This window comes from Sinorhizobium numidicum, from assembly GCF_029892045.1.
GTDB lineage: Bacteria > Pseudomonadota > Alphaproteobacteria > Rhizobiales > Rhizobiaceae > Sinorhizobium > Sinorhizobium numidicum.
The window spans coordinates 1,448,814-1,468,190 of sequence record NZ_CP120367.1 but is presented as its reverse complement, the minus strand read 5'-3'; the positions used below and the strand labels follow the sequence as shown (position 1 = coordinate 1,468,190).

General features: G+C 58.7%; 21 protein-coding genes. 11 read left to right on the top strand and 10 right to left on the bottom strand.

Features of this window, described 5'->3' with window-relative positions; all coding sequences use genetic code 11:
- Positions 1–58: 58 nt before the first annotated feature.
- From PYH37_RS06985 to PYH37_RS06965, 5 genes are all read right to left on the bottom strand, one after another.
- The gene (locus PYH37_RS06985) at positions 59–499 is read right to left on the bottom strand and encodes a CBS domain-containing protein (protein ID WP_280730711.1); all 441 of its coding nucleotides are present in this window, start codon (positions 497–499) and stop codon (positions 59–61) included.
- Positions 500–544: 45 nt separating this feature from the next.
- Positions 545–1,111, bottom strand: a complete 567-nt coding sequence (locus PYH37_RS06980; RefSeq protein ID WP_280730710.1) for an NADH-quinone oxidoreductase subunit I — start codon at positions 1,109–1,111, stop codon at positions 545–547.
- A gap of 133 nt (positions 1,112–1,244) precedes the next feature.
- Entirely contained in the window at positions 1,245–2,231 is a 987-nt protein-coding gene (nuoH, locus tag PYH37_RS06975; protein WP_280730709.1) for an NADH-quinone oxidoreductase subunit NuoH, read from the bottom strand.
- Between the two features lie 325 nt (positions 2,232–2,556).
- Complete coding sequence (locus PYH37_RS06970; protein WP_280730708.1) at positions 2,557–2,988, bottom strand: SRPBCC family protein; 432 nt, start codon at positions 2,986–2,988, stop codon at positions 2,557–2,559.
- Positions 2,989–3,050: 62 nt separating this feature from the next.
- Positions 3,051–3,314 (bottom strand): hypothetical protein, encoded by a 264-nt coding sequence (locus tag PYH37_RS06965; RefSeq protein ID WP_280730707.1) that lies wholly within the window; start codon positions 3,312–3,314, stop codon positions 3,051–3,053.
- 127 nt (positions 3,315–3,441) lie between these two features.
- On the opposite strand from PYH37_RS06965, the gene PYH37_RS06960 reads away from it, so the two are divergent.
- A complete protein-coding gene (locus PYH37_RS06960; RefSeq protein WP_280730706.1) occupies positions 3,442–3,759 on the top strand; it encodes a cupredoxin domain-containing protein in 318 nt (105 codons plus the stop codon).
- 86 nt (positions 3,760–3,845) lie between these two features.
- Positions 3,846–4,271: a cytochrome P460 family protein gene (locus PYH37_RS06955; RefSeq protein WP_280730705.1), complete on the top strand. Its 426-nt coding sequence runs from the start codon at positions 3,846–3,848 to the stop codon at positions 4,269–4,271.
- Here PYH37_RS06955 and PYH37_RS06950 read toward each other — a convergent pair.
- Both PYH37_RS06950 and PYH37_RS06945 read right to left on the bottom strand, forming a co-directional pair.
- Positions 4,234–4,968 carry a TetR/AcrR family transcriptional regulator gene (locus tag PYH37_RS06950; RefSeq protein WP_280730704.1) on the bottom strand — a complete coding sequence of 245 codons (735 nt, stop codon included), beginning with the start codon at positions 4,966–4,968 and terminating at the stop codon, positions 4,234–4,236. The two genes, PYH37_RS06955 and PYH37_RS06950, sit on opposite strands and share 38 nt — an antisense overlap.
- Before the next feature lie 143 nt (positions 4,969–5,111).
- Positions 5,112–7,421: an amylo-alpha-1,6-glucosidase gene (locus PYH37_RS06945; RefSeq protein WP_280730703.1), complete on the bottom strand. Its 2,310-nt coding sequence runs from the start codon at positions 7,419–7,421 to the stop codon at positions 5,112–5,114.
- A gap of 157 nt (positions 7,422–7,578) precedes the next feature.
- Between PYH37_RS06945 and PYH37_RS06940 the strand changes: the two genes are divergently transcribed.
- The 3 genes from PYH37_RS06940 (at position 7,579) to PYH37_RS06930 (ending at position 9,296) form a co-directional block, all read left to right on the top strand.
- Positions 7,579–8,103: a hypothetical protein gene (locus PYH37_RS06940; protein ID WP_280730702.1), complete on the top strand. Its 525-nt coding sequence runs from the start codon at positions 7,579–7,581 to the stop codon at positions 8,101–8,103.
- Between the two features lie 128 nt (positions 8,104–8,231).
- A complete protein-coding gene (locus tag PYH37_RS06935; protein ID WP_280732433.1) occupies positions 8,232–8,459 on the top strand; it encodes a GDCCVxC domain-containing (seleno)protein in 228 nt (75 codons plus the stop codon).
- A gap of 45 nt (positions 8,460–8,504) precedes the next feature.
- Positions 8,505–9,296: a phosphotransferase gene (locus PYH37_RS06930; RefSeq protein ID WP_280730701.1), complete on the top strand. Its 792-nt coding sequence runs from the start codon at positions 8,505–8,507 to the stop codon at positions 9,294–9,296.
- A 422-nt stretch (positions 9,297–9,718) separates the two neighbouring features.
- Here the strand turns inward: PYH37_RS06930 and PYH37_RS06925 are convergent, their stop codons facing one another.
- Genes PYH37_RS06925 through PYH37_RS06915 form a run of 3 tightly spaced genes read right to left on the bottom strand, consistent with a single transcriptional unit; the run spans position 9,719 to position 12,709 of the window.
- Positions 9,719–10,360, bottom strand: coding sequence for a ThuA domain-containing protein (locus PYH37_RS06925; RefSeq protein ID WP_280730700.1), 642 nt, complete (start codon positions 10,358–10,360; stop codon positions 9,719–9,721).
- Between the two features lie 17 nt (positions 10,361–10,377).
- On the bottom strand, positions 10,378–11,478 hold the full coding sequence (locus PYH37_RS06920; protein WP_280730699.1) for a Gfo/Idh/MocA family protein: 1,101 nt from the start codon (positions 11,476–11,478) through the stop codon (positions 10,378–10,380).
- A gap of 28 nt (positions 11,479–11,506) precedes the next feature.
- A complete protein-coding gene (locus PYH37_RS06915; RefSeq protein WP_280730698.1) occupies positions 11,507–12,709 on the bottom strand; it encodes an ROK family transcriptional regulator in 1,203 nt (400 codons plus the stop codon).
- Positions 12,710–12,920: 211 nt separating this feature from the next.
- Here PYH37_RS06915 and PYH37_RS06910 point away from each other — a divergent pair, with 211 nt between their 5' ends.
- The 6 genes from PYH37_RS06910 (at position 12,921) to PYH37_RS06885 (ending at position 19,366) form a co-directional block, all read left to right on the top strand.
- Positions 12,921–14,228 carry an ABC transporter substrate-binding protein gene (locus PYH37_RS06910; protein WP_280730697.1) on the top strand — a complete coding sequence of 436 codons (1,308 nt, stop codon included), beginning with the start codon at positions 12,921–12,923 and terminating at the stop codon, positions 14,226–14,228.
- 175 nt (positions 14,229–14,403) lie between these two features.
- Positions 14,404–15,342: a carbohydrate ABC transporter permease gene (locus PYH37_RS06905; RefSeq protein ID WP_280730696.1), complete on the top strand. Its 939-nt coding sequence runs from the start codon at positions 14,404–14,406 to the stop codon at positions 15,340–15,342.
- The gene (locus PYH37_RS06900) at positions 15,335–16,183 is read left to right on the top strand and encodes a carbohydrate ABC transporter permease (protein WP_280730695.1); all 849 of its coding nucleotides are present in this window, start codon (positions 15,335–15,337) and stop codon (positions 16,181–16,183) included. Before PYH37_RS06905 ends, PYH37_RS06900 begins: the two co-directional genes overlap by 8 nt.
- 23 nt (positions 16,184–16,206) lie before the next feature.
- The gene (locus PYH37_RS06895) at positions 16,207–17,277 is read left to right on the top strand and encodes an ABC transporter ATP-binding protein (protein ID WP_280732432.1); all 1,071 of its coding nucleotides are present in this window, start codon (positions 16,207–16,209) and stop codon (positions 17,275–17,277) included.
- A gap of 387 nt (positions 17,278–17,664) precedes the next feature.
- Positions 17,665–18,366 carry a transcriptional regulator NanR gene (gene nanR / locus PYH37_RS06890; protein ID WP_280730694.1) on the top strand — a complete coding sequence of 234 codons (702 nt, stop codon included), beginning with the start codon at positions 17,665–17,667 and terminating at the stop codon, positions 18,364–18,366.
- 28 nt (positions 18,367–18,394) lie between these two features.
- On the top strand, positions 18,395–19,366 hold the full coding sequence (locus tag PYH37_RS06885) for a sialic acid TRAP transporter substrate-binding protein SiaP (RefSeq protein WP_280730693.1): 972 nt from the start codon (positions 18,395–18,397) through the stop codon (positions 19,364–19,366).
- Positions 19,367–19,377 lie beyond the last annotated feature (11 nt).

Genomic DNA, 19,377 nt, shown 5'->3' with positions numbered 1-19,377 from the left:
TGAATTGCTGCATGTTTTTATCCTTAAATCGGCTCCGATTTAAGGATATGCAGTCTCGTCAGCGATAATTGGTCCCACAAATGTAATCGTGCAGGTCCTGCTCCGTGCGCAGCGCTTCGTCGAGCCTGTGCTTGACCACGTCGCCGATGCTGACCACGCCGACAACATCATCACCGTCCGTGACCAGCACGTGGCGCGTGCGCCGCTCGGTCATGATCGCCATCACAAAGGGAAGCATATCCTGAGTCGAACAGGTCGCTACACCGCGATTCATAATATCGGCGACCCGCATCATCGCCGCCTTGGCCCCGTACTCAGCGACCGCATTGCAGCAGTCCCGTTCCGACAACGTGCCCAGATATTGCCCGGGCAAGTGGCTGACGACCACGAAGCCGATATTGTTTTCGCGAAACAGCCGCAGGACTTCTACCATCGTCTGATCGGGGGTGACCGCGATGACTCCGACACCCTTGTTCTTCACGATTTCGCCGACAAACATCTGAGCCTCCTGTCCGAGCGCTCCGGGTTCACAGCTGGCGCACGTTCACGTTCGCCGGATATTCCGCCACCAGTTGTAACCCTGCGGCTCGTTCGTCTCAACCAGCACGTCCTTCTTCGTGTTTAGGCGCGCAGCGACCACGCCGCCGCCAGTCATCGCCTTGCCCGGCTTGGCGAGCAGATCGTCGCGCTCGATCACCAGGTCACGCGACGAAAAACTCGAGAATTCGTACTGCTGGCCAAGCGCGATCGCGTCTGCCGGGCAGGCGTCCTCGCAGAGCCCGCAGAATAGGCAGCGGGCTGTATCGATCTCGAATTTTGCCGGGCGACGGTTGCCCTTCTCGTCCTCGTAGGGGATGACTTCGATGCAGTCGCAGGGACAGATCCGCGCGCAGAGTTCGCAGGCCACGCATTTGATCTCGCCCTCTTCGTCGCGCTTCAGGAAGTGATGCCCGCGGTAACGCGAGTAGGGCAACCATTTTTCCTTGTCCGGATACTGCATGGTCACGGGTCTGGAGAACATGTAGCCGAAGGTCAAAGCCAAGGCGCTCGCCAGATCGGCGAAGAACGCCCAGCCGATCCATGTTCCAACTATGTCCCGTGCGCGCGACATCGCCGCCCCGCTCTACAGCTTTGTGCGTCGTTTCAGACGCACTAAGGTCGCTGTAGCACTTTGAGTTGCTGCATGTTTCTACCCTTAAACCGGTTCCGATTTAAGGAAACATGCAGTGGAGCCGCTGTGGCCCCTAGGAGAAAACAACACCGGTTATAATTATGTTCGCCAGCGACAGAGGAAGCAAGACTTTCCATCCGATCGCCATCAGTTGGTCGTAGCGGTAGCGGGGGAAAGTGAAGCGGAACCACATAAACAAATAGATGAAGAAGGCGACCTTGAGCACAAACCAGAGGAGCGGTGGCAAGGGGATCAGTACGCCGTTCCAGCCGCCGAAGAACAGGATCACCACCAGAACCGACACCAGCAACATGATGGCATATTCGCTGACCATGAAGAACGCAAAGCGGATACCGCTGTATTCGGTATGGAACCCGGCCCCCAGATCGCCTTCCGCTTCCGCCAGGTCGAAGGGAATGCGCTGCGCTTCGGCCAGTCCGGCGACGAAGAACACGAAAAAGCCGACCGGTTGATAGACGATGTTCCAGACATCGGCTTGCGCCCGCACGATCTCGAGCAGGCTCATGGATTGCGCCAATATTACCACGCCGATGACCGCGAACCCCATCGGGATCTCGTAGCTGATCATCTGCGCACAGGTCCTGAGGCTGCCCAGGACAGCGTATTTGCTGTTAGCGGCCCAGCCGCCGAAGATGACGCCATAGACCTCGATGCCGATCACCGCGAAGACGAAAAGGAGCGCCACATTCATGTTGGAGACGTAGAGCGTGATCTCGGCGCCCAGGACCGAGACGGTTTCGCCGAAGGGGATCGCGACGAACACCACAAAGGGCGGGGCGAGGGCCAGGATTGGGGCCAGTTTGAACAGGAAGCGGTCGGCCTCGGCCGGAATGTGGTCCTCTTTGGTTAAGAGCTTGATTCCGTCCGCCACCGGCTGCAGCAGCCCGTGCCATCCCACGCGCATCGGCCCCATCCGCTGCTGCATGTGCCCGGCGATCTTGCGTTCCAGCCAGGTCAGCGGCAAGGGCAGCAGCAGCAGGATCGCAATCAGCAACGCGACCTTAAAGACGATCAAGCCAAGGGCGACGATAAGTTCCATGATCCGCGGCTACTTATGCACCGGGTTGAAACGCGCAACCGGACTTTGGTGCCGGCTAAACACTGAGTACTTTGCGCACTTGTCAGCTTGCACGGTACAGCGGCGACACGCCACTTGCAATGCCATCACAGTCATGTCGTCGCTGGCTATGATTGAACCGCCCCATTCTGGACCGAGGGGGCGATTTGTTTAGGAAGGCGGCTGGTTGCGCACCTCGGCTGCGGCGGCGAAGCCGGCGGCTCGACCGATCAAGCGATCAGCCGGGCTGTTGTCAGATTTGCTTCTGAACAGATTCTGAGTCTTACCGCCGGTCAGGCTGTCTACATCACGAATCTGGCCCCGGATCGCGACCGGCAGCGACTTCAGCCAGCCGTCCGAGGTAATGGGCCCAGCCTTTCTCATGAGTGGCGCAGGCCGCAGCATTGGGAAGGCCGCTATGGGTCAATCTCATGAGTGTCCCGCCCTCCTGCTCGATCAGGTCGATCTCGATCAGGCCCGATCCCGGCGGTGTCTCTTCGTTACCCTCCCAGCCAAAACTATATGCGAGGCGATGGACCGGAACGACCTCCGTGAATTGGCCGCGGGCGACGTTTTTGCCACCGACGTTGACAAGATAGAGCCCGCCGGAACGTGGTTCCACTGTCGCCTCGGTGCCTATCCAGCGCAACATCTTCTCCGCATCTGTGAGGAAGGCAAAGACAGTTGATTGCGGCGCCGCGATTTGGATCTCGCGCCGGACCACGAGAGGTTCAGTCACCGAAAGCTCCTTTTTTGGGACACGTCAGATGGCATCTGTCGTCAATGAAATCACAATCCCAGCTATGTGGCCATGACAAATGGCGACCACAGCTCGATGAACCATCCATGGGTCAGTCCCGCTGCCGCCGCTAGACCGAAAAGAATGAAGCGATCCATCTTGCGCTGATCCTTCGGCAAAACAATTCGATCGTACCCGGCCGAGGCGGAATATCGCCCTTTGGGATGGAATTTTCCGCATCCCGAATGCACGGACACCGTGATCAACGCCACCTCGATCGAACTCCATCCGGATGCGGAGGCAATACCCGACATCGACACCATCACTGAGGATCACCTGCCAAAGCCCGCGCCGACTGCGGAAGCGTAAGTTGTCGATTGACAACTTACGCCATGTCGGGCAACGTTTCGTAATTGGGAATGATCTGGAAACTAACCCCTCCGGAGTGATCGGATGCGCAGACACCTCTTTGGTATTTTTGCGTGTGCATTCCTCGTTACGAACCACGCAGCGGCTACAGAATTTACAATCAAGATGGCGGGTGCATCCTATCGGCCGGCCAGCATAAAAGCGGCTGTCGGTGACACCATCCGTTTCGTCAACGATGATGCCGCCAAGCATAATGTCTTCGTCCCAACTGCCGGATATGCGCTCGATCTGGGCGCTCAAGAGCCCGGACAGGAAAAGGTCCTGAGCGTTCACAAGGTAGGTCGGTTCGAAGTAGAATGCGTCATCCACCCACACATGCTGACAGTTGTCGAGGTAGAGTGATGTGCAGGTTTTCCTATAGGCTTGTTGCCATTTCACTGGCAATCTTGCCCGCCGGAAGCGGCCTTGCCGGACCAGACGAGGTTGCATTGCCGGAAAAGTACCAGGAGCGCTTCGTCAACTATCTGGACGTTGACCATCTCGACCGAAAACGCGTGCGCAAGATGTATGTAAATCCGGAAGCGCATGCGGCAGCGCAAGCTGACCAGGAACTTCCCGACGGCACGGTCCTGATCATGGAAGATCACGACGCAAAAACGGATGCGGGCGGGAATCTGGTTCGTGATGCCGATGGTCGCCTGATTGCCCTTGAGCCTGTCTCAAACATCTTCGTGATGGAAAAGAACGCGGCATGGACGACAGACAACGGTCACTGGGATTATGCCTGGTACCTGCCGAATGGCATCCCAAAGCCGGATGCCAAATTTGAAGGTTGTTTTTCCTGTCACACGAGTCGTGCGGAGCGCGATTTCACCTTCACATTTTGGAAGTTCGTTTCCGACCAGAAGAAATAGCTTCCGAGGGTTTGTCTGGTCCCGGCGCGAGGAGGTTGACTTTGAGGCTCGCCTCGCCGGCTTCATGCAAGCCGCGGATTGCGGGGAGGGCACCTTGAATAAAAGTCCTCACATAGAGATCGACAACGTCGTCAAGGTTATCCGGCATCGGCATTCCATAGACATGGCGGCGGATGCCGAGGAAGACCATTGATGCATGAAGCATCATGACCAATTCGCGTTCACCGCGCATGGCGGGCTGCTCGCTGAGATCGGCCAGCGATGCACGCTCTCGCAAGGCTGCAATGACCGGGAGAAACAGGGTGCGTGTGAGGGCGTTTCCGCGTCGCGTCGGCCATGAGCGTCCATCGAGTCCCGCTCGAATGAACAGACGCATCCGTGTTTCGGTCGACCGGGCGACAAACTGCATATAAAATTCGCTGAGCGACTGCTCGAGCGACACAGCCGCGTCAAATCGAGGTGCGTTGCCGTCGGACTCACCGAAGGCCATTTCGAGCGTTTTCTCGATCAGATCATTCTTGGACTCGAAGTGCTTGTAGAGAAGCGCCTGGGTGATACCCAGAGTCGACGCCAGTTCGCGCGTTGAGCCCGAGAAGCCGTGTTTGGCAAAGTATTCGGCGGCCTTTTGCAATATCTCAGCGCGCCTCTCTTGCACCGGAAGCCGTCGGCGGAAAGCTGATTTTCCAAAATTCTCCAAGATTGTACTTTCGTTCTGTTTGGCGGCCTGAATTCTGTAAGAGATATCACAAGCAGGCGAAACGCGATAACTCTCCGGCGCATCCCGGGTACAGCGACATGCGTCTTTTGAAACGCACAAAGGCCGCTATAGCGCTCTTGGGTTCAATGTCCCGGTGCCAGGCTCATGAGAACGCCCTTGGCGCGTTCCCAGTAGCTTGCCGTCAGCGACCAGGGGCTCGGCTGCCGAAGCACGCGCAGAGAGCCGCGTTTGTCCAGCACCTGGTAGCCGCTTTGTCCGTTCGCCTTGCGGAAGAAGCGAATGGTGATGGTCGCATCCGCGACATGCAGATTGGAGAGCGTGATCTCCGGCAGCCAAGCCGGGAGCCAGGGATCGATGAACAATATCCGTAAAGGGGCAAAGGGCTGGAGTCCCAGCATGGCCTGCAGCAACGTATAGGCGGTAGTCGCTGACCATGCCTGCGGCGAATTGGCGGCCGGGTAAACGGCAGGAAACGGATGGTCCTCGTCTCGCTGATGCCCAGCAATGCATTCCGGCAACCGGAAAAAATCAAAAAGCGCGGCGGTTTCGAACTGCGAACGACATATCCGTTCGACATAGTCATGACATCCATAGCGATAGGCGCCAATCGCAAACGGCCCGTGCTCCACCGGCCAGACCGTGCCGCGATGGTAGGAATAAGGATTGAAGGCCGGATGCAGCGACGACAGCGTCCGCACGCCCCAGCCGGTGAACATGTCTTCGGCAAAGAGCCGCTCCAGGGTCCGAGGGACAAGTGCCCTATCAGCAATGCCTGTGGCAACGCAGTGCAGAGCATTGGAGCCAATCGACCCGACCTGCCGCTTGTCCGGATCAAGAGCCATTGCAAAAAAGCCTTCGTTCTCCATCCAGAAGGCATCGTTGAAGCGCTTCTTGAGTTTCCTTGCCGTTTTGTAGAGATACTTTGCCTCGTCTCCCCGGTCGAACCACCACAAGACTTCTGCAAGGTTCATCATGGCGGCATAGACGATTCCCTGTTCTTCGCAGGTTGCAACCGGCTTCGGCACCTGCGATCCGTCCTCGTAGACAATCGCATCGCCGGAGTCCTTCCAGGCCTGATTTTCGAGCCCGAGCTCCGAGCGAGTCTTGTATTCGCAGAAGCCGTCGCGATCTTCATCACAGAATTCGTCCAGCCATTTAAGAGCGGCGATGGCGGGTTCGAGGTAGGGTTTGACGAGCGCCTTGTCGCCCGTCCAGTGCCACAGCTGTGCCACCACGAAAGGGTAAAAGCCGGACGTTGTGATCGAACCATAGTACCGGCTCTTCGGGGTGTAATTGAGAGCGGCGAGCGGGCCGGTGTGAGCTTCGTGCAACATTCGACCCGCCTGCTCATCCCGCCAGTCATTCATCTCCTTTCCCTGCAGTTTGGCGAGCACAGGCAAGGTCCCTCGCATGATATCGCTTGTGACGGGTGCGGCCTCCCAGGCCACGGTGAGCGCGTCTCGACCGAATAGCGCGATGTAGGTCGGCAGTCCCGCTGCGGTCGTCCAGGCTCGTTCAGCGGCATCGAGATCGTGGAGCCGCAAAGCGTCCAGATCCCGCTTGCCCTGTTCGAGCGTCCCAACCACCGCATTTGCCAGCGTCATGCTTTCCGAGCTGGCAAAACGCGTGGCCTCTCTCATGAAGATTTGCGAAAAACGGTCATAGTCGTTGGCCTGCGGCCGAAACGACCTGCATCTGTAGATTGGACGCAGATCGCGACCGTCCATCACCGGAATAAAGTCAACGCAGCAGTGCCAGCGCGAAGAGGGACCAAGGTTGATCGCAAAAACAATGCGCTGACCTTCATATCGGGGCCGCGTCGTGGTGTTCGAGACGCGAACTCTGAGCCCTCGCCGGATTGATGCGGCTCCTTTCTCGCCTTGATGCTCGTAAGAGTGATGTGCTTCGTAGTCGAACCTAAGCTCCGGAGCTTCGTCGTCTTCAACCCAGGTGCACGTTAGCTGTCCCGCCTGCCTGCGCTTGCCGCGGGTTTCGTCCTGATCGGCGAAATCAGCGTCCAGATCGAGTTCGAGTGTGAAGCTCACGTTTTCTTGCGTGAAGTTCGCCAGATCGACATCCTCGTGCAGGCCGTCGCCGACGTAGCGCGACAGTCGCAGCTCGATCGTTTTCTGGACTACATCCGCAACGGTTAGGTGGTGAGTGAACGCCTTCGGGGCCGGAGCGATGTAATAGCCAAGCCAGGAGTGCTGCGCCACGTTGGAAATGGAGACAGCGTGTGGCGGATGACCGTCAATCAGATAGCGGTGGCGGGATAAAAGCCGCGTCTGATGAACGAACAGGCCCTGGTCAGGCTTCTGGTCGACAAAGCCGTCCCGGCCTGTCGCAAGCACGGTCCGGCCTTTGCTGACATAGATAGTTTCCGGACGTGCCCGCAGGCGAATAAGGCTGTGGTCGGGTAGTTCAGGGGGCATATCCGTCGGCTCCACGCATGCAGGATATTACGCCGGGTGTTCAGAGAGAAATTTCGAGCGTTCAATTCCCCGTGAATCCAGTCGGTAGGCGGGAACAGCCGACCCGCTCGGATCGTTTGCTTTAAGGAGAGTTGTACCCAAAGAAGGGGAGAGAGCCATGGCCTATCGGGAATACATCCACATGCCAGTGACACCGCGCGACATGCGGTGGGGTCTTCGGCAGGGCGCCATCGCAGGCGTAGTTGCGGGCATCGTGTTTGCTGCCTTTGAAATGATCGTCAGCGCGTTGATGATGGGAGCGGAAGCATTTTTTATGCCCCTGCGCATGATCGGTGCCATAGCGCTCGGATCGGCGGCACTCGATCCCAGCTATTCGCTCGTGACGGCAAGCGTCGGCGGTGTAATCGTTCATATGGTACTCGCGATCATCTACGGGGTGATCTTCGGTGAAATCGCAGCAATGTTGCGAGGGCCGGTTGCCTTTATTGGCGTAGGCAGCATCTTCGGCCTCGCCCTTTGGCTGATCAACTTCTATGTAATCGCACCGGCCTTATTCCCCTGGTTCCTGGAAGCGAGTCCGCTGGTACAGTTCATCGCCCATACCTTCTTCTTTGGTTCAGTACTCGGCTACTATCTGTGGAAGTCGCACCAGAGAAGCGGGCTGGAAGAGCCGGTGGCTTAGTCGTACCGATTTCGACGCAAAGATAGCGATCGTGGTCTTCGACCCTTCGGCAACCACGATCGAAGCCATCGCCGCGGCGTCCACAAATGCCGGTTACCCGGCGAAAGGCGTCTTGTAACCCCATGTCCATGACCGAGCCTGCTTTCGCCACGGTCTCGACCCTGACCTGCCCGGTCTGCGGGCAAAAGGCGACTGAGACTATGCCACCCGATGCCTGCGTCTATTTCTACCAGTGCAAGGCATGCGGGACGCTCTTGCGGCCCAAACAGGGCGATTGCTGCGTGTTCTGTTCTTATGGGGATATGCCGTGTCCGGCGGTCCAATCGGCGAGGCAAGGCAAATGCTCCTGTTGCTGAGGGAGGCGGGCTGTCATTCAACCGCCCTGCTGCTATCATCCGCGTATGACGAAAGAAGCCGATGCCATCCCCCTCGCCGGGGGAGAGCGAACCGTCGTTATCCGACGCGGCGGGATCGTCGTTCGGGAGACGGGCCCTTGGGCCCGGTCGGTCCATTCTCTGCTGCGCCATTTGCATGAGGTGGGCTTCGCAGGGGCGCCCCGCGTCGTCGGAGACGGCTTCGACGAGCAAGGCCGTGAAATCCTCACCTATATCGAAGGCGAGGTCATCAATCCGGCGCCCTGGTCGGACGAGGCCATTCACGAGCTTGGCAATCTCATTCGGCGGCTGCACGATGCAACGGCGTCCTTCAGGCCAGCGCCGGACACTCTCTGGCGCCCTTGGTTTGGTCGAGAGGTCGGCACGCCGGACATCATCGGACATTGCGATGCCGCCCCGTGGAACGTGATTTCGCGACACGGCCAGCCCGTTGCATTCATCGACTGGGAAGCGGCAGGTCCGGTCGATCGGCTGACTGAGATGGCCATGGCTGCGTGGAACAATGCCCAACTCTATGATGACGACGTCGCGGAGATGAACGGTCTGCCCGATGCCGGACGCCGCATGCGGCAGGTGCGCATTTTGGCGGACGGGTACCGCCTGGCGGCCAAGGACCGGCATCGGCTCGGCTACAGGATCATCGAATTCGCCGCCCGAAGCGCTGCCAACGAGGTGATTGAGCAGAAGATCACACCCGAAACCGAAAATGCTCCACGCGTCTGGGGGATCGCCTGGCAGGCGCGGAGCGTCGGTTGGCTGATCCGCCACCGCGCCGCTCTCGAGAACGCACTCGCATGAATTTAACTAAGCCCGATTCAGGTCGCAAAGCGGACGTGATCCTGATCGGCCAATCTTCGGTTCTGTGCTTCGAAAGATCGCATAATCGAATCGGGAAAGGCGCGATTTCTGGCGCGGGCTGTGATCCAACGTTCGGCTATATCGTCAGCGACGTTTGTCGCCTAAGCGCACACCAATTCCGCCATCCGGAGCTGGTCCTTCGTCAAGAAAACAATTCCGCGCTCCTCGTAAACGCGCCTGATTGTTTCGACGGTGACGGGCTGAGATCCGCGCGGGCGCGAGGTCACTCGCGGCCGGGCAGGTGAGGGGAGAGGCAGCGGCCCGCCCATACGGAGCACCTTGCCGGGGTACCGCCTTTGCGATGGACATCGCCAATTCCGCAAGGGCACAGGTCCGTCGCCACCTATGGCGCTCCCTCCGCTTCATCGCGCCGCCCAGTTGGCGCCGCGGCGGAAGATCGTTTTCATCTGCGGGACATCGAATTCCTTCGCCTGGTGGCCGAGCGACGAATAGAAGACGCGGCCCTGACCATACTTCCGCTTCCATACCACGGGCATGACAACGCCATCGATCCAATAGGCGTGGTCGCCGGTGAAAGTTGTCGTCGCCAGCACCTCGTTCGATGGGTCGACATGCATGTAGTATTGCTCGGACGTAAAGGGAAAGTCGGTGATCCCTTCCATCAGCGGATCGTCCGGCCGCGTGATATTCACGGTATAGTCGATGATGTTGCCCGGGTGGGCGACCCATTGGCCACCGATGATGAACTGATATTCGACGCATTCTCGGAAGCTATCGCCCGCACCGCCGTGATAGCCGGCGATGCCGACGCCGTTTTCGATGGCGGCAGCCAGGTTCTTGATCTCTTCCTTCTCAATCTTTGACATAGTGATGATCGGAATGACGAGGCTCAGGTCATGTACCGAGGGATCAGCGAAGGCTTCGGTACTGTGTTCCACGTAGACCTTGAAGCCGTCCTCCTCGAGCATGTCCTTAATGATGGCAGCGCATTCCTGAGGCTCGTGGCCGCTCCAGCCGCCCCAGACGATCAGTGCTTCACGCATGACTTTTCCTCCTGATATTATTTACCCAACCGCCCACCGACGAGCGAATCCGACAGCGGCGCCGGCCGCTCCGTCTGGGTGGTTATGGTGACGACGCAGCTGTTTTCGGAGGCCGTTTGGAATGCCTCCATGACTTCAAGAACGTGCAACGCGAGACTGCCGTTCGCCCGGTGCGGGCGGTTCGAGCGGATGGCGTGCGCAAGATCTGCAACCCCGAGCGAGCGGTAGTTGCCATCCCCGTAAGGTGCTGTCAGTTCCTGCGGCTCGAAGCTGCCGCCCTTCTTCAGGAACTGAACCTCGCCACCGAAATGGTTTGGATCCGGCACGATCAGCGTGCCCTCGGTTCCGTAAATCTCGAGCGGCACGTGCTTGTGGCCGGCGACATCAAAGCTCATGCTGATCTGAACGACTGCACCATTGGCGAACGCCATCACGCCGGCGACGTGGGTCGGCACTTGCACCGGAACGCGCTCGCCATTGCGCGGCTCGCTGGTGATGACGCGTTCTCTGCGCGGAGCAATCGCAAAGCCGGCGACCTGTGCGACCGGTCCGAAGAGATTGACGAGATCGGTGATGTAATAGGGGCCCATGTCGAGCATCGGCCCGCCGCCGACTTCGTAATAAAATGCCGGGTTTGGGTGCCATCGCTCATGACCGGGGCACATGAAGGCAGCGGTGCCGCCGACCGGCTGGCCGATCACGCCCTTGTCGACCAAGGCGCGGGCCGTCTGATGGCCGCCGCCGAGAAAGGTATCCGGTGCGGCGCCGATGCGAAGCTTCTTCGACTCCGCGGCTTCCGCCAATCTTTGCCCTTCCGCGAAACTGATCCCGAGCGGTTTTTCGGAATATGTATGCTTTCCAGCGTCAAGCGCCTGCATGCCAACGGCCACATGGGCCTTCGGTATCGTCAGGTTGACGATGATTTCCACTTTCGGATCGGCAAAAAGCTCGTCGACACTCTTTGCCGCCACGTTGAATTCGGCCGCCTTCGCCTCCGCGAGAGATCGGTCGAGGTCGGCGATGCCGCGGATGTCGAGAATGGGGAATGAGGCCATGGCCTTCAGATATGCACCCGAAATGTTGCCGCACCCGATGATGCCAATGCCAACTTTCTCCATGATTTTCCTCCCGGTGATTTTTGTAATCTCAGAGCGCCGGCCCTGTTGTACTCCAAGGGGACTCGTAGAGTTCGTGAAGGGCAACGGCCGCTGCGCCCTGTGCCCAGAAATCGTCTGTTGAGTCGTCGAAAACGAGCTCGGTCACGCCATTCAGAGATGGTGGGATCGCGAGCGCATAAGCGTCGCGTAAGCTGTTCAGAAACGGCTCGCCGAGAGCCAGGCTGGAACCGACGAGAATTACTCGCGGCGGGGCGAAGAGCGTGACAATATTGGCAATCGTCAGCCCGACCGCCTCTCCGGCGCGCACGGCGGCGCCGATGATAACGTTGTCCTCCGCCTTGATGAGCGCCTGAGCATGCTTCATGCCGCGGCCGTGGCGGATGGCTTCTGCGAAGCGCCCGTCCGCCTGCTGTTCGCCAAGAATTGCACTTTCGCCTGCCCGGCTCGACAGCCGCACCGTGTGCCCCTGCGCGCCCACGCCGAGCACGAGGTCGCCGAGATTGTGGCTTAGGCCGCCTGCCCCTCGGAAGAGCTGATTGCCATGCAACACGCCAAGGCCGATCGTTTGTTCCAAAGAGACCAAAACCATGTCTTCGAGATCTCGCGCCTTGCCGAACCAGTGATGGGCAAGCGTGATGGCATGCGCGTCGCTCTCGATGATGGTCGGCGTACCTAGTCGCGCGGTCATCTCGGAAGCGAAATCAACATTCGTGTCCCGAAAGATCGGGCTGCTGCGGACGTAGCCGGTTCGATGCTCGACAACGCCCGGAAGGCCGAGGCAGACGGTGTCGACATCCTCCAGGGACAAACCTGCGTCAACGACGCAGCGCCGAACCCCGTCCTCCACCAGATCGGCTGTGACGGCGATTGGCTGCCGGTCGATGCGGATCGGCAGCGTGAGCTTTGAAAGCACGTCGCCACGAAAATCGGTGACGACGAAAACGAGCCTGCTCGCCGCGATTTTTGCACCGACAACACGCGCGGCATCAGGGTTCAACTCCAGCATTACGCGGGGGCGGCCGCGGGCCGCTTCGTTGCGAATGTCCCCTTCATGGCGCGGCAGAATGAGCCCGTCGTCGAGCAGTGAGGCGGTAATTGCAGATACGGTGGTGGTTGAAAGTTCCGTGCGCTGGCTGATCTCCACGCGTGCGATCGGTCCGTGTCGGCGGATCGTGTCCAGCACGTTCAAGCGATTGATCGCGCGCATCAATTCTGGGTCTGCAGTCTTCATAAAGTACTAGCCAGGCAATTGCTTCGTCGGTGGAGGGGAAATATTTTTACCGGATTGCGGATTAAATAACAGAGAGTTACCGCCCCATGTCAAGCGAATTTCTCGAAAAATCGGGTGTTTGGCTTGACATCGAGCAAAAGCTCCGCTGAATTAATCCGCAATAAGGAATAAATGAATGGGAGGAAACATTGAGCTTCTGGGAGGAAAGATCATGACACATACGGACAAGAGGATTGCCCTTCGCGGCAAGAGCATCGCATTTCTGGCGGCGGCTGCAGGTATTTCCGTGATGCTCGGAGCCGGTGCTGCGTCAGCAAAAACCGTGGTCAAGTGGCTACACCTGGAGCTCGATCCAACCTACGTGGCCAAATGGGAGGAGATAGCCAAAAAGTATGAAGGGCAGCATCCAGACGTCGATATCCAGATGCAGTTTCTGGAAAACGAGGCCTTCAAGGCGAAATTGCCGACGCTGCTCCAGTCCGACGACATCCCCGACTTCTTCTTCAGTTGGGGCGGTGGCGTGCTCAAGCAGCAGTCTGAAACGGGTGCACTTCAGGACGTGACGGCGGTGCTCGACGCCGAAGACGGCAAGCTGCGAAACACGTATAGCCCCGCCTCTGTCAACGGTCTGACGTTCGACAGCAAGGTATGGGCAGTGCCCTACAAGGTCGGTCTGGTCAGCTTCTTCTACAACAAAGAGCTCTTCGCCAAGGCTGATTTGAAGGCCGAGGATATCAAGACTTGGGCCAACTTCCTCGAGGCCGTGAAGAAGCTCAAGGATGCGGGCATTGTGCCAATCGCCGGTGGGGGCGGCGAGAAGTGGCCGATCCATTTCTATTGGAGCTACCTCGTCATGCGCGAGGGCGGCCAGAAGGTCTTCGATGCTGCAAAGAAGGGTGAGGGCGAAGGCTTCCTCGACCCCGCCATAATCAAGGCCGGCGAGGATCTTGCAGAGCTTGGAAAGCTCGAACCATTTCAGCCTGGCTATCTCGGCGCAACTTGGCCGCAAACGCTCGGCGTCTTTGGCGACGGCAAGGCGGCGATGATCCTCGGGTTCGAAAACACCGAAGCCAACCAGCGCAAGAATGCTGGTGACGGCAAGGGGCTGGCGCCGGAAAATATCGGCCGCTTCTCATTCCCGGCAGTGGAAGGCGGCGCGGGCAAGGTGACCGATACTTTGGGCGGCCTGAACGGTTGGGCGGTGACGAAGAAGGCGTCAAAGGAAGCGATCGATTTCCTTGCATATCTGACGAGCGCAGAAAACGAACGAGCGATGGCCAGAGCTGCCATGCTTCTGCCGGTGGCCATCGGCGCCGATGACGGCGTGACAAACCCACTCCTTGCCCAATCCGCCAAGCAGCTGGCCGCTTCGACCTGGCACCAGAACTATTTCGACCAGGATCTCGGTGCCGCCGTCGGGCGCGTCGTGAACGATGTGTCCGTGGAAATCGTCTCCGGCCAGATGACACCGCAGGACGGTGCCCAGCAGATCCAGGACGCCTTCGAACTCGAGCAGTAATTGGCTCCGCATTCCTTCCCGGCGCCGCTACAGCGCCGTGCGTCTTTTCAGACGCACAAAGGGTTGCTGTAACACTTTGAAATGCTGCATGTTTTCATCCGTAAATCGGCTCCGATTTAAGGAAACATGCAGTAGGGTGCCGGGAGCGGACAACGCGAATGCGAAAGCAGGACAGATGGCGAATATCTCGATTTCATCCGCGATCGGCATAGCAAGGCCGGCCAAGAGTGTCACCAGGAAGCGCAGTTCGGTTGCGCATGACCGCTGGGCAGTGCTGGTGTTCTTTCTTCCGCCAGCTATCCTGCTCTTCACGCTGTTCGTCATCATGCCGATGGGCGAGGCGGCCTGGTACAGCCTATACAAATGGAACGGCTACGGCACGCCGACAGAATTCATTGCCTTTCGCAATTTCCAGGTGCTTTTCCTCAATGCCGCCTTCACTCAGGCGCTGATCAACAACGGCTTGATCATCCTGATATCGATCGCCATCCAGGTTCCACTGGCGATCTGGCTCTCGACGATGCTGGCGCATCGCATCCCGGGCGTCGTGGGTTTCCGGCTGATCTTCTTCCTGCCTTACGTGCTTGCGGATGTCGCAGCCGGTCTCATCTGGCGTTTCGTCTATGACGGTGACTACGGCCTCTTTGCGGCAATCTCCAACTTCTTCGGCTTTGCAACTCCCTACGTACTTGCGGACAAGGACGTCGCCATCTACGCGGTGCTCGGCGTCATCGTTTGGAAGTATTTTGGCTTCCATATGATGCTCTTCATTGCGGGCCTGCAGTCGCTCGACAAGAGCGTATTGGAAGCTGCCGAGATCGATGGGGCCACGGGCTGGCAGAAGTTCCGCTACGTAACACTTCCATTGCTCGGATCGACCTTGCGCCTTTCCATCTTCTTTGCGGTCATAGGCTCGCTGCAGCTGTTCGACATGATCATGCCGCTGACCGGCGGCGGTCCGTCGAACTCCACTCAGACGATGGTCACCTTCCTCTATACCTATGGCGTCATGCGCATGCAGGTCGGCCTCGGCAGTGCCGTCGGCGTCGTGCTTTTCATCATCTGCGTCACGCTCGCCTTCGGTTACAAAAGGATATTCATGCGCAATGATTGATACCGTCTCCACCCTTCGCATGCCCGTGCGGACGCGCGTCTATCTCTACGTGTCGCTGACGCTGATCGCGGCTCTGGTTCTGATACCGCTACTAACCACGGCGCTCGGCGGATTTAAGACACTGGGCGACCTGCGCACCAACCCGTTCGGGCTTCCGGCCGAATGGCAATGGTCGAATTATGCGGATATCCTTTTCGGCGAGCGTTATTGGCTGCAGATCTTCAATTCGCTGATCATCGCGGCGCTGACGGTCGCTCTTACGCTCATCGTCTCGGCGATGGCGGCCTTCGCCTTCGCGCATGTGCGCTTCTTCGGCTCCTCGTTCCTGCTCAACTATTTCCTGCTTGGCCTGATGTTCCCGGCGGCAACCGCGATCCTGCCGCTTTTCATCCGCATCCGCGATCTCGGCCTGCTCGATACCTATTGGGGGGTGGTGCTGCCACAGGTCGCCTTCGGCCTGGGCATGAGTATCCTGCTTTTCAGGAATTACTTTCGCAACCTCCCGGAAGAACTGTTCCAGGCGGCATTTGTTGACGGCTGCGGTTATCTGCGTTTCTTCTGGCATATCTCGCTTCCGCTGTCGCGGCCGATAGTTGCAACCGTGAGTATCATCTCCTTTGTCGGTAGCTGGAACAGCTATATCCTGCCGCTGATCATGCTGAATTCGGAATCGAAATACCCTTGGCCGCTTGGCATCATGGTCTATCGCGGTGAGTACGGCACCGAATGGCAGTTGGTGCTCGCCTTCATTACGCTGACCATCCTGCCAACGGTCATCGTTTTCTTCGTCGCTCAGAAGCATATCATTGCCGGCCTGACCGCTGGCGCCGTGAAGTCTTGAGCGAAATCATGGAGCAACAGAATATGGCGTCGGTCGAATTGAGAAATGTGCGAAAGGCCTATGCCTCCCTTGAGGTCATCCATGACATCTCGCTTGCGATAGAAGATGGCCAATTCATCGCCCTCGTCGGCCCTTCCGGCTGTGGGAAGTCGACCTTATTGCGCATGATCGCCGGTCTCGAGGAGATCAGCAGCGGCGAAATCGCCATCGATGGCATGGTCGTCAATAATCTGACGCCGCGTGAGCGCAACGTCGCCATGGTATTCCAGTCCTACGCGCTCTATCCGCATATGACTGTTGCGGAGAACATGGGCTTCAATCTGAAGCTTTCAGGTTTCCCGAAAGCGGACATAGAAAGCCGGGTAAACGAAGCCGCGCGCATGCTCGATCTAACAGCATTGCTTGGCCGCAAGCCTGCGCAGCTTTCCGGCGGTCAGCGCCAGCGCGTGGCCATGGGTCGTGCCATCGTGCGCGATCCGGCGATCTTCCTCTTTGACGAACCTCTCTCGAACCTTGATGCCAAGCTGCGTGTACAGATGCGTTCCGAGATCAAGACGCTGCATCAGAAAGTTAAGACAACCTCTATCTACGTCACGCACGACCAGATCGAGGCCATGACGCTCGCCGACAAGATCGTGGTGCTGAATCAGGGCAAGGTGGAACAGACCGGTACACCGCTCCAACTTTACAAGAGGCCTGCCAATCTCTTCGTCGCCGCCTTCATCGGCTCGCCGGCCATGAATATGCTCGATTGCACGGTAGAGGGCGACAACGGCCAGCCGGCCGCACGCCTCGGCGACGGTTCGAAAATTACCATCGCGCCGGATCGGAAGGTAAAGGTCGGCCAGTCCGTCACTATTGGCCTGCGCCCAGAACATCTAAGCCCCGGCGCCGGCGGGACGGCGCTCACCGGAAAGACCCTATTGGTGGAGCCTACCGGCGCCCAGACCCATGTGGTCTTCGATCTTGCCGGCCAGCCGGTCGTTGCGATTGTGGACGGCGAATATCCCGCCCGCCATGGCGCTCGGTTTGAAACAAACGTCAGCGCCGACCACGTCCACGTCTTTGACCGTGACAGCGGCTTGGCCCTGTAACATTTCTACTGCACGTTTCCTTAGATCGTCATCGGTTTAAGGATAAAAACATGAAGCAATTCAAAGTGCTACAGCGACCTTTGTGCGTCTGAAAGGCGCACGGCGCTGTAGCGCTTCGATCGTTCTCGAGAGGACGGCCAAAAACCCCATTGGGAAAGCCGACGTGAGGAATCGGTTGTAAGGATCGGCCAAAGCTGAAAGCCATCCGGCGGAAGCGGCGATGCCAACCTGAAGATTGAACGACACCCCCGCGCATTGAACGACACCCCCCGCAATAGGTGGCCGTGAGCAGTTCGTCCAAACGGCTATCGGACTGGCATCTTACGGCCGGCAACGGCCGCAGCGCGACTGTTGACTTTTCTGGTATAACACCCTAACAGTTAGACCATGACCGCGCTCGCTATCCGCAAAAAACTCTCCGATGAAGTCCGGCTCCGGATCGAGGAGATGATCCGCGAGGAGATTTATCCTTTGGGCAGCACGCTCCCCTCCGAGCGGGACCTGATGGAAATGTTTGGGGTCGGGCGGCCGTCGATCCGCGAAGCGCTCTATGCGTTGGAGCGCATGGGCCTCGTGAAGATCAACACGGGCGAGCGGGCCAAAGTCACGCGGCCGACGCCCGATCATTTCCTGTCTTCGCTCGCAGGCGCGGCGCGCATGCTGCTCGGCCGGCCGGAGGGTGTCGCCAATGTCGAGCAGGCACGCCTGTTTCTGGAGGAAGGCTGCGCGCGCCATCTCGCATCGCACGCCACGGCAGAGCAGATCGAGGCAATCGAGGCCGCGCTTGCCCGCAATGAGGCCGCGATCGGCAAGGCCCGCGCCTTTGCCATGACCGATGTCGCCTTTCATCGGACGCTGACCGAGATGGTTTCAAATCCCATTTTCGTCGCCGTCCACGATGCTTTCGTCGATTGGCTGATCGGTCAGCGGCCTTTGCCGGCCCGGCCGGAGATTTCGAACAGGGAGAGTTTCGAGGGGCATGTCGCGATCGTGGAGGCAATCCGCGCGCGCGATCCGGAGCGTGCCGGCCGTGTCATGCGCGAGCATCTGGAGAATGCGGAACGCAAATACAGACGAAAAAGCCCATAAGGGCGATACGATAAGGGAGGAATATTCAATGAAAACAGGATTGATTTCGCTCGCCCTCGCGGGCCTGCTCATGGCATCGCCAGTCTCGGCCCAAGAGACACGCACGCTGAGGCTGGGCATGCAAGGCACTGCTGGCGATCCGCAATTTGAAGGCGTCACGGAGGCGGCGCGCATCATCAAGGAGAAATCCGGTGGCCGGCTGACGCTGGAAATCTTCCCCAATTCCCAACTCGGTACCTTCACCGAGATGATGGAGCAGGTCACGCTCGGCGAGCTCGACTTCACGCTCAACCCGTTCGGCGGGATGGATGCCTGGGTTCCGCGCGCGGTGGTGGCCAGCACGGCCTATGTGGTCGGTGATTTCGATCATCTGCAAAAGATTATCGCCTCCGACTGGGGTAAAGGAATCGTCGAGGAGATGCGAAACGAGCACAAGTGGCGCACGGTCGATTCCTGGTATTTCGGGACGCGGCACACGACTGCGAAAAAACCAATCGAAAAACCTGCCGATTTCGCCGGCATGAAGTTGCGCGTGCCGAACTCGGCGCCGCTTCTCACCTGGGCGAAGGCGATGGGTGCCAGCCCCACGCCGGTGGCTTTCGCGGAGGTCTATCTTGCCCTTCAAACCAACCAGGTTGACGGCCAGGAAAACCCGCTGCCCATCATCGACGCGATGAAGTTCACCGAGGTGCAGTCACATGTGTCTTTGACCGGACATCTGGTTCAGGACCAGCTCATCCTCATGTCGGAAGATACATGGAACGCGCTGGAACCCGCCGACCAGAAGGTCGTGATCGAGGCTTTCGAGGCGGGCGGCGGCGTCAATAACAAGCTGGTCACGGAAAAGGAAGCAAGCCTCGTCGACGCTTTCCGCGAGCGCGGCATCACCGTGGTCGAGCCTGACAAGGCCGCCTTCCGCGAGGCGATGAAGCCTGTCTATGCGGATCTGGATGCGCAGTTCGGTGCCGGCACCGTGCAGACGTTGCTCGATCTCCGTTAGACCGTCTAGGC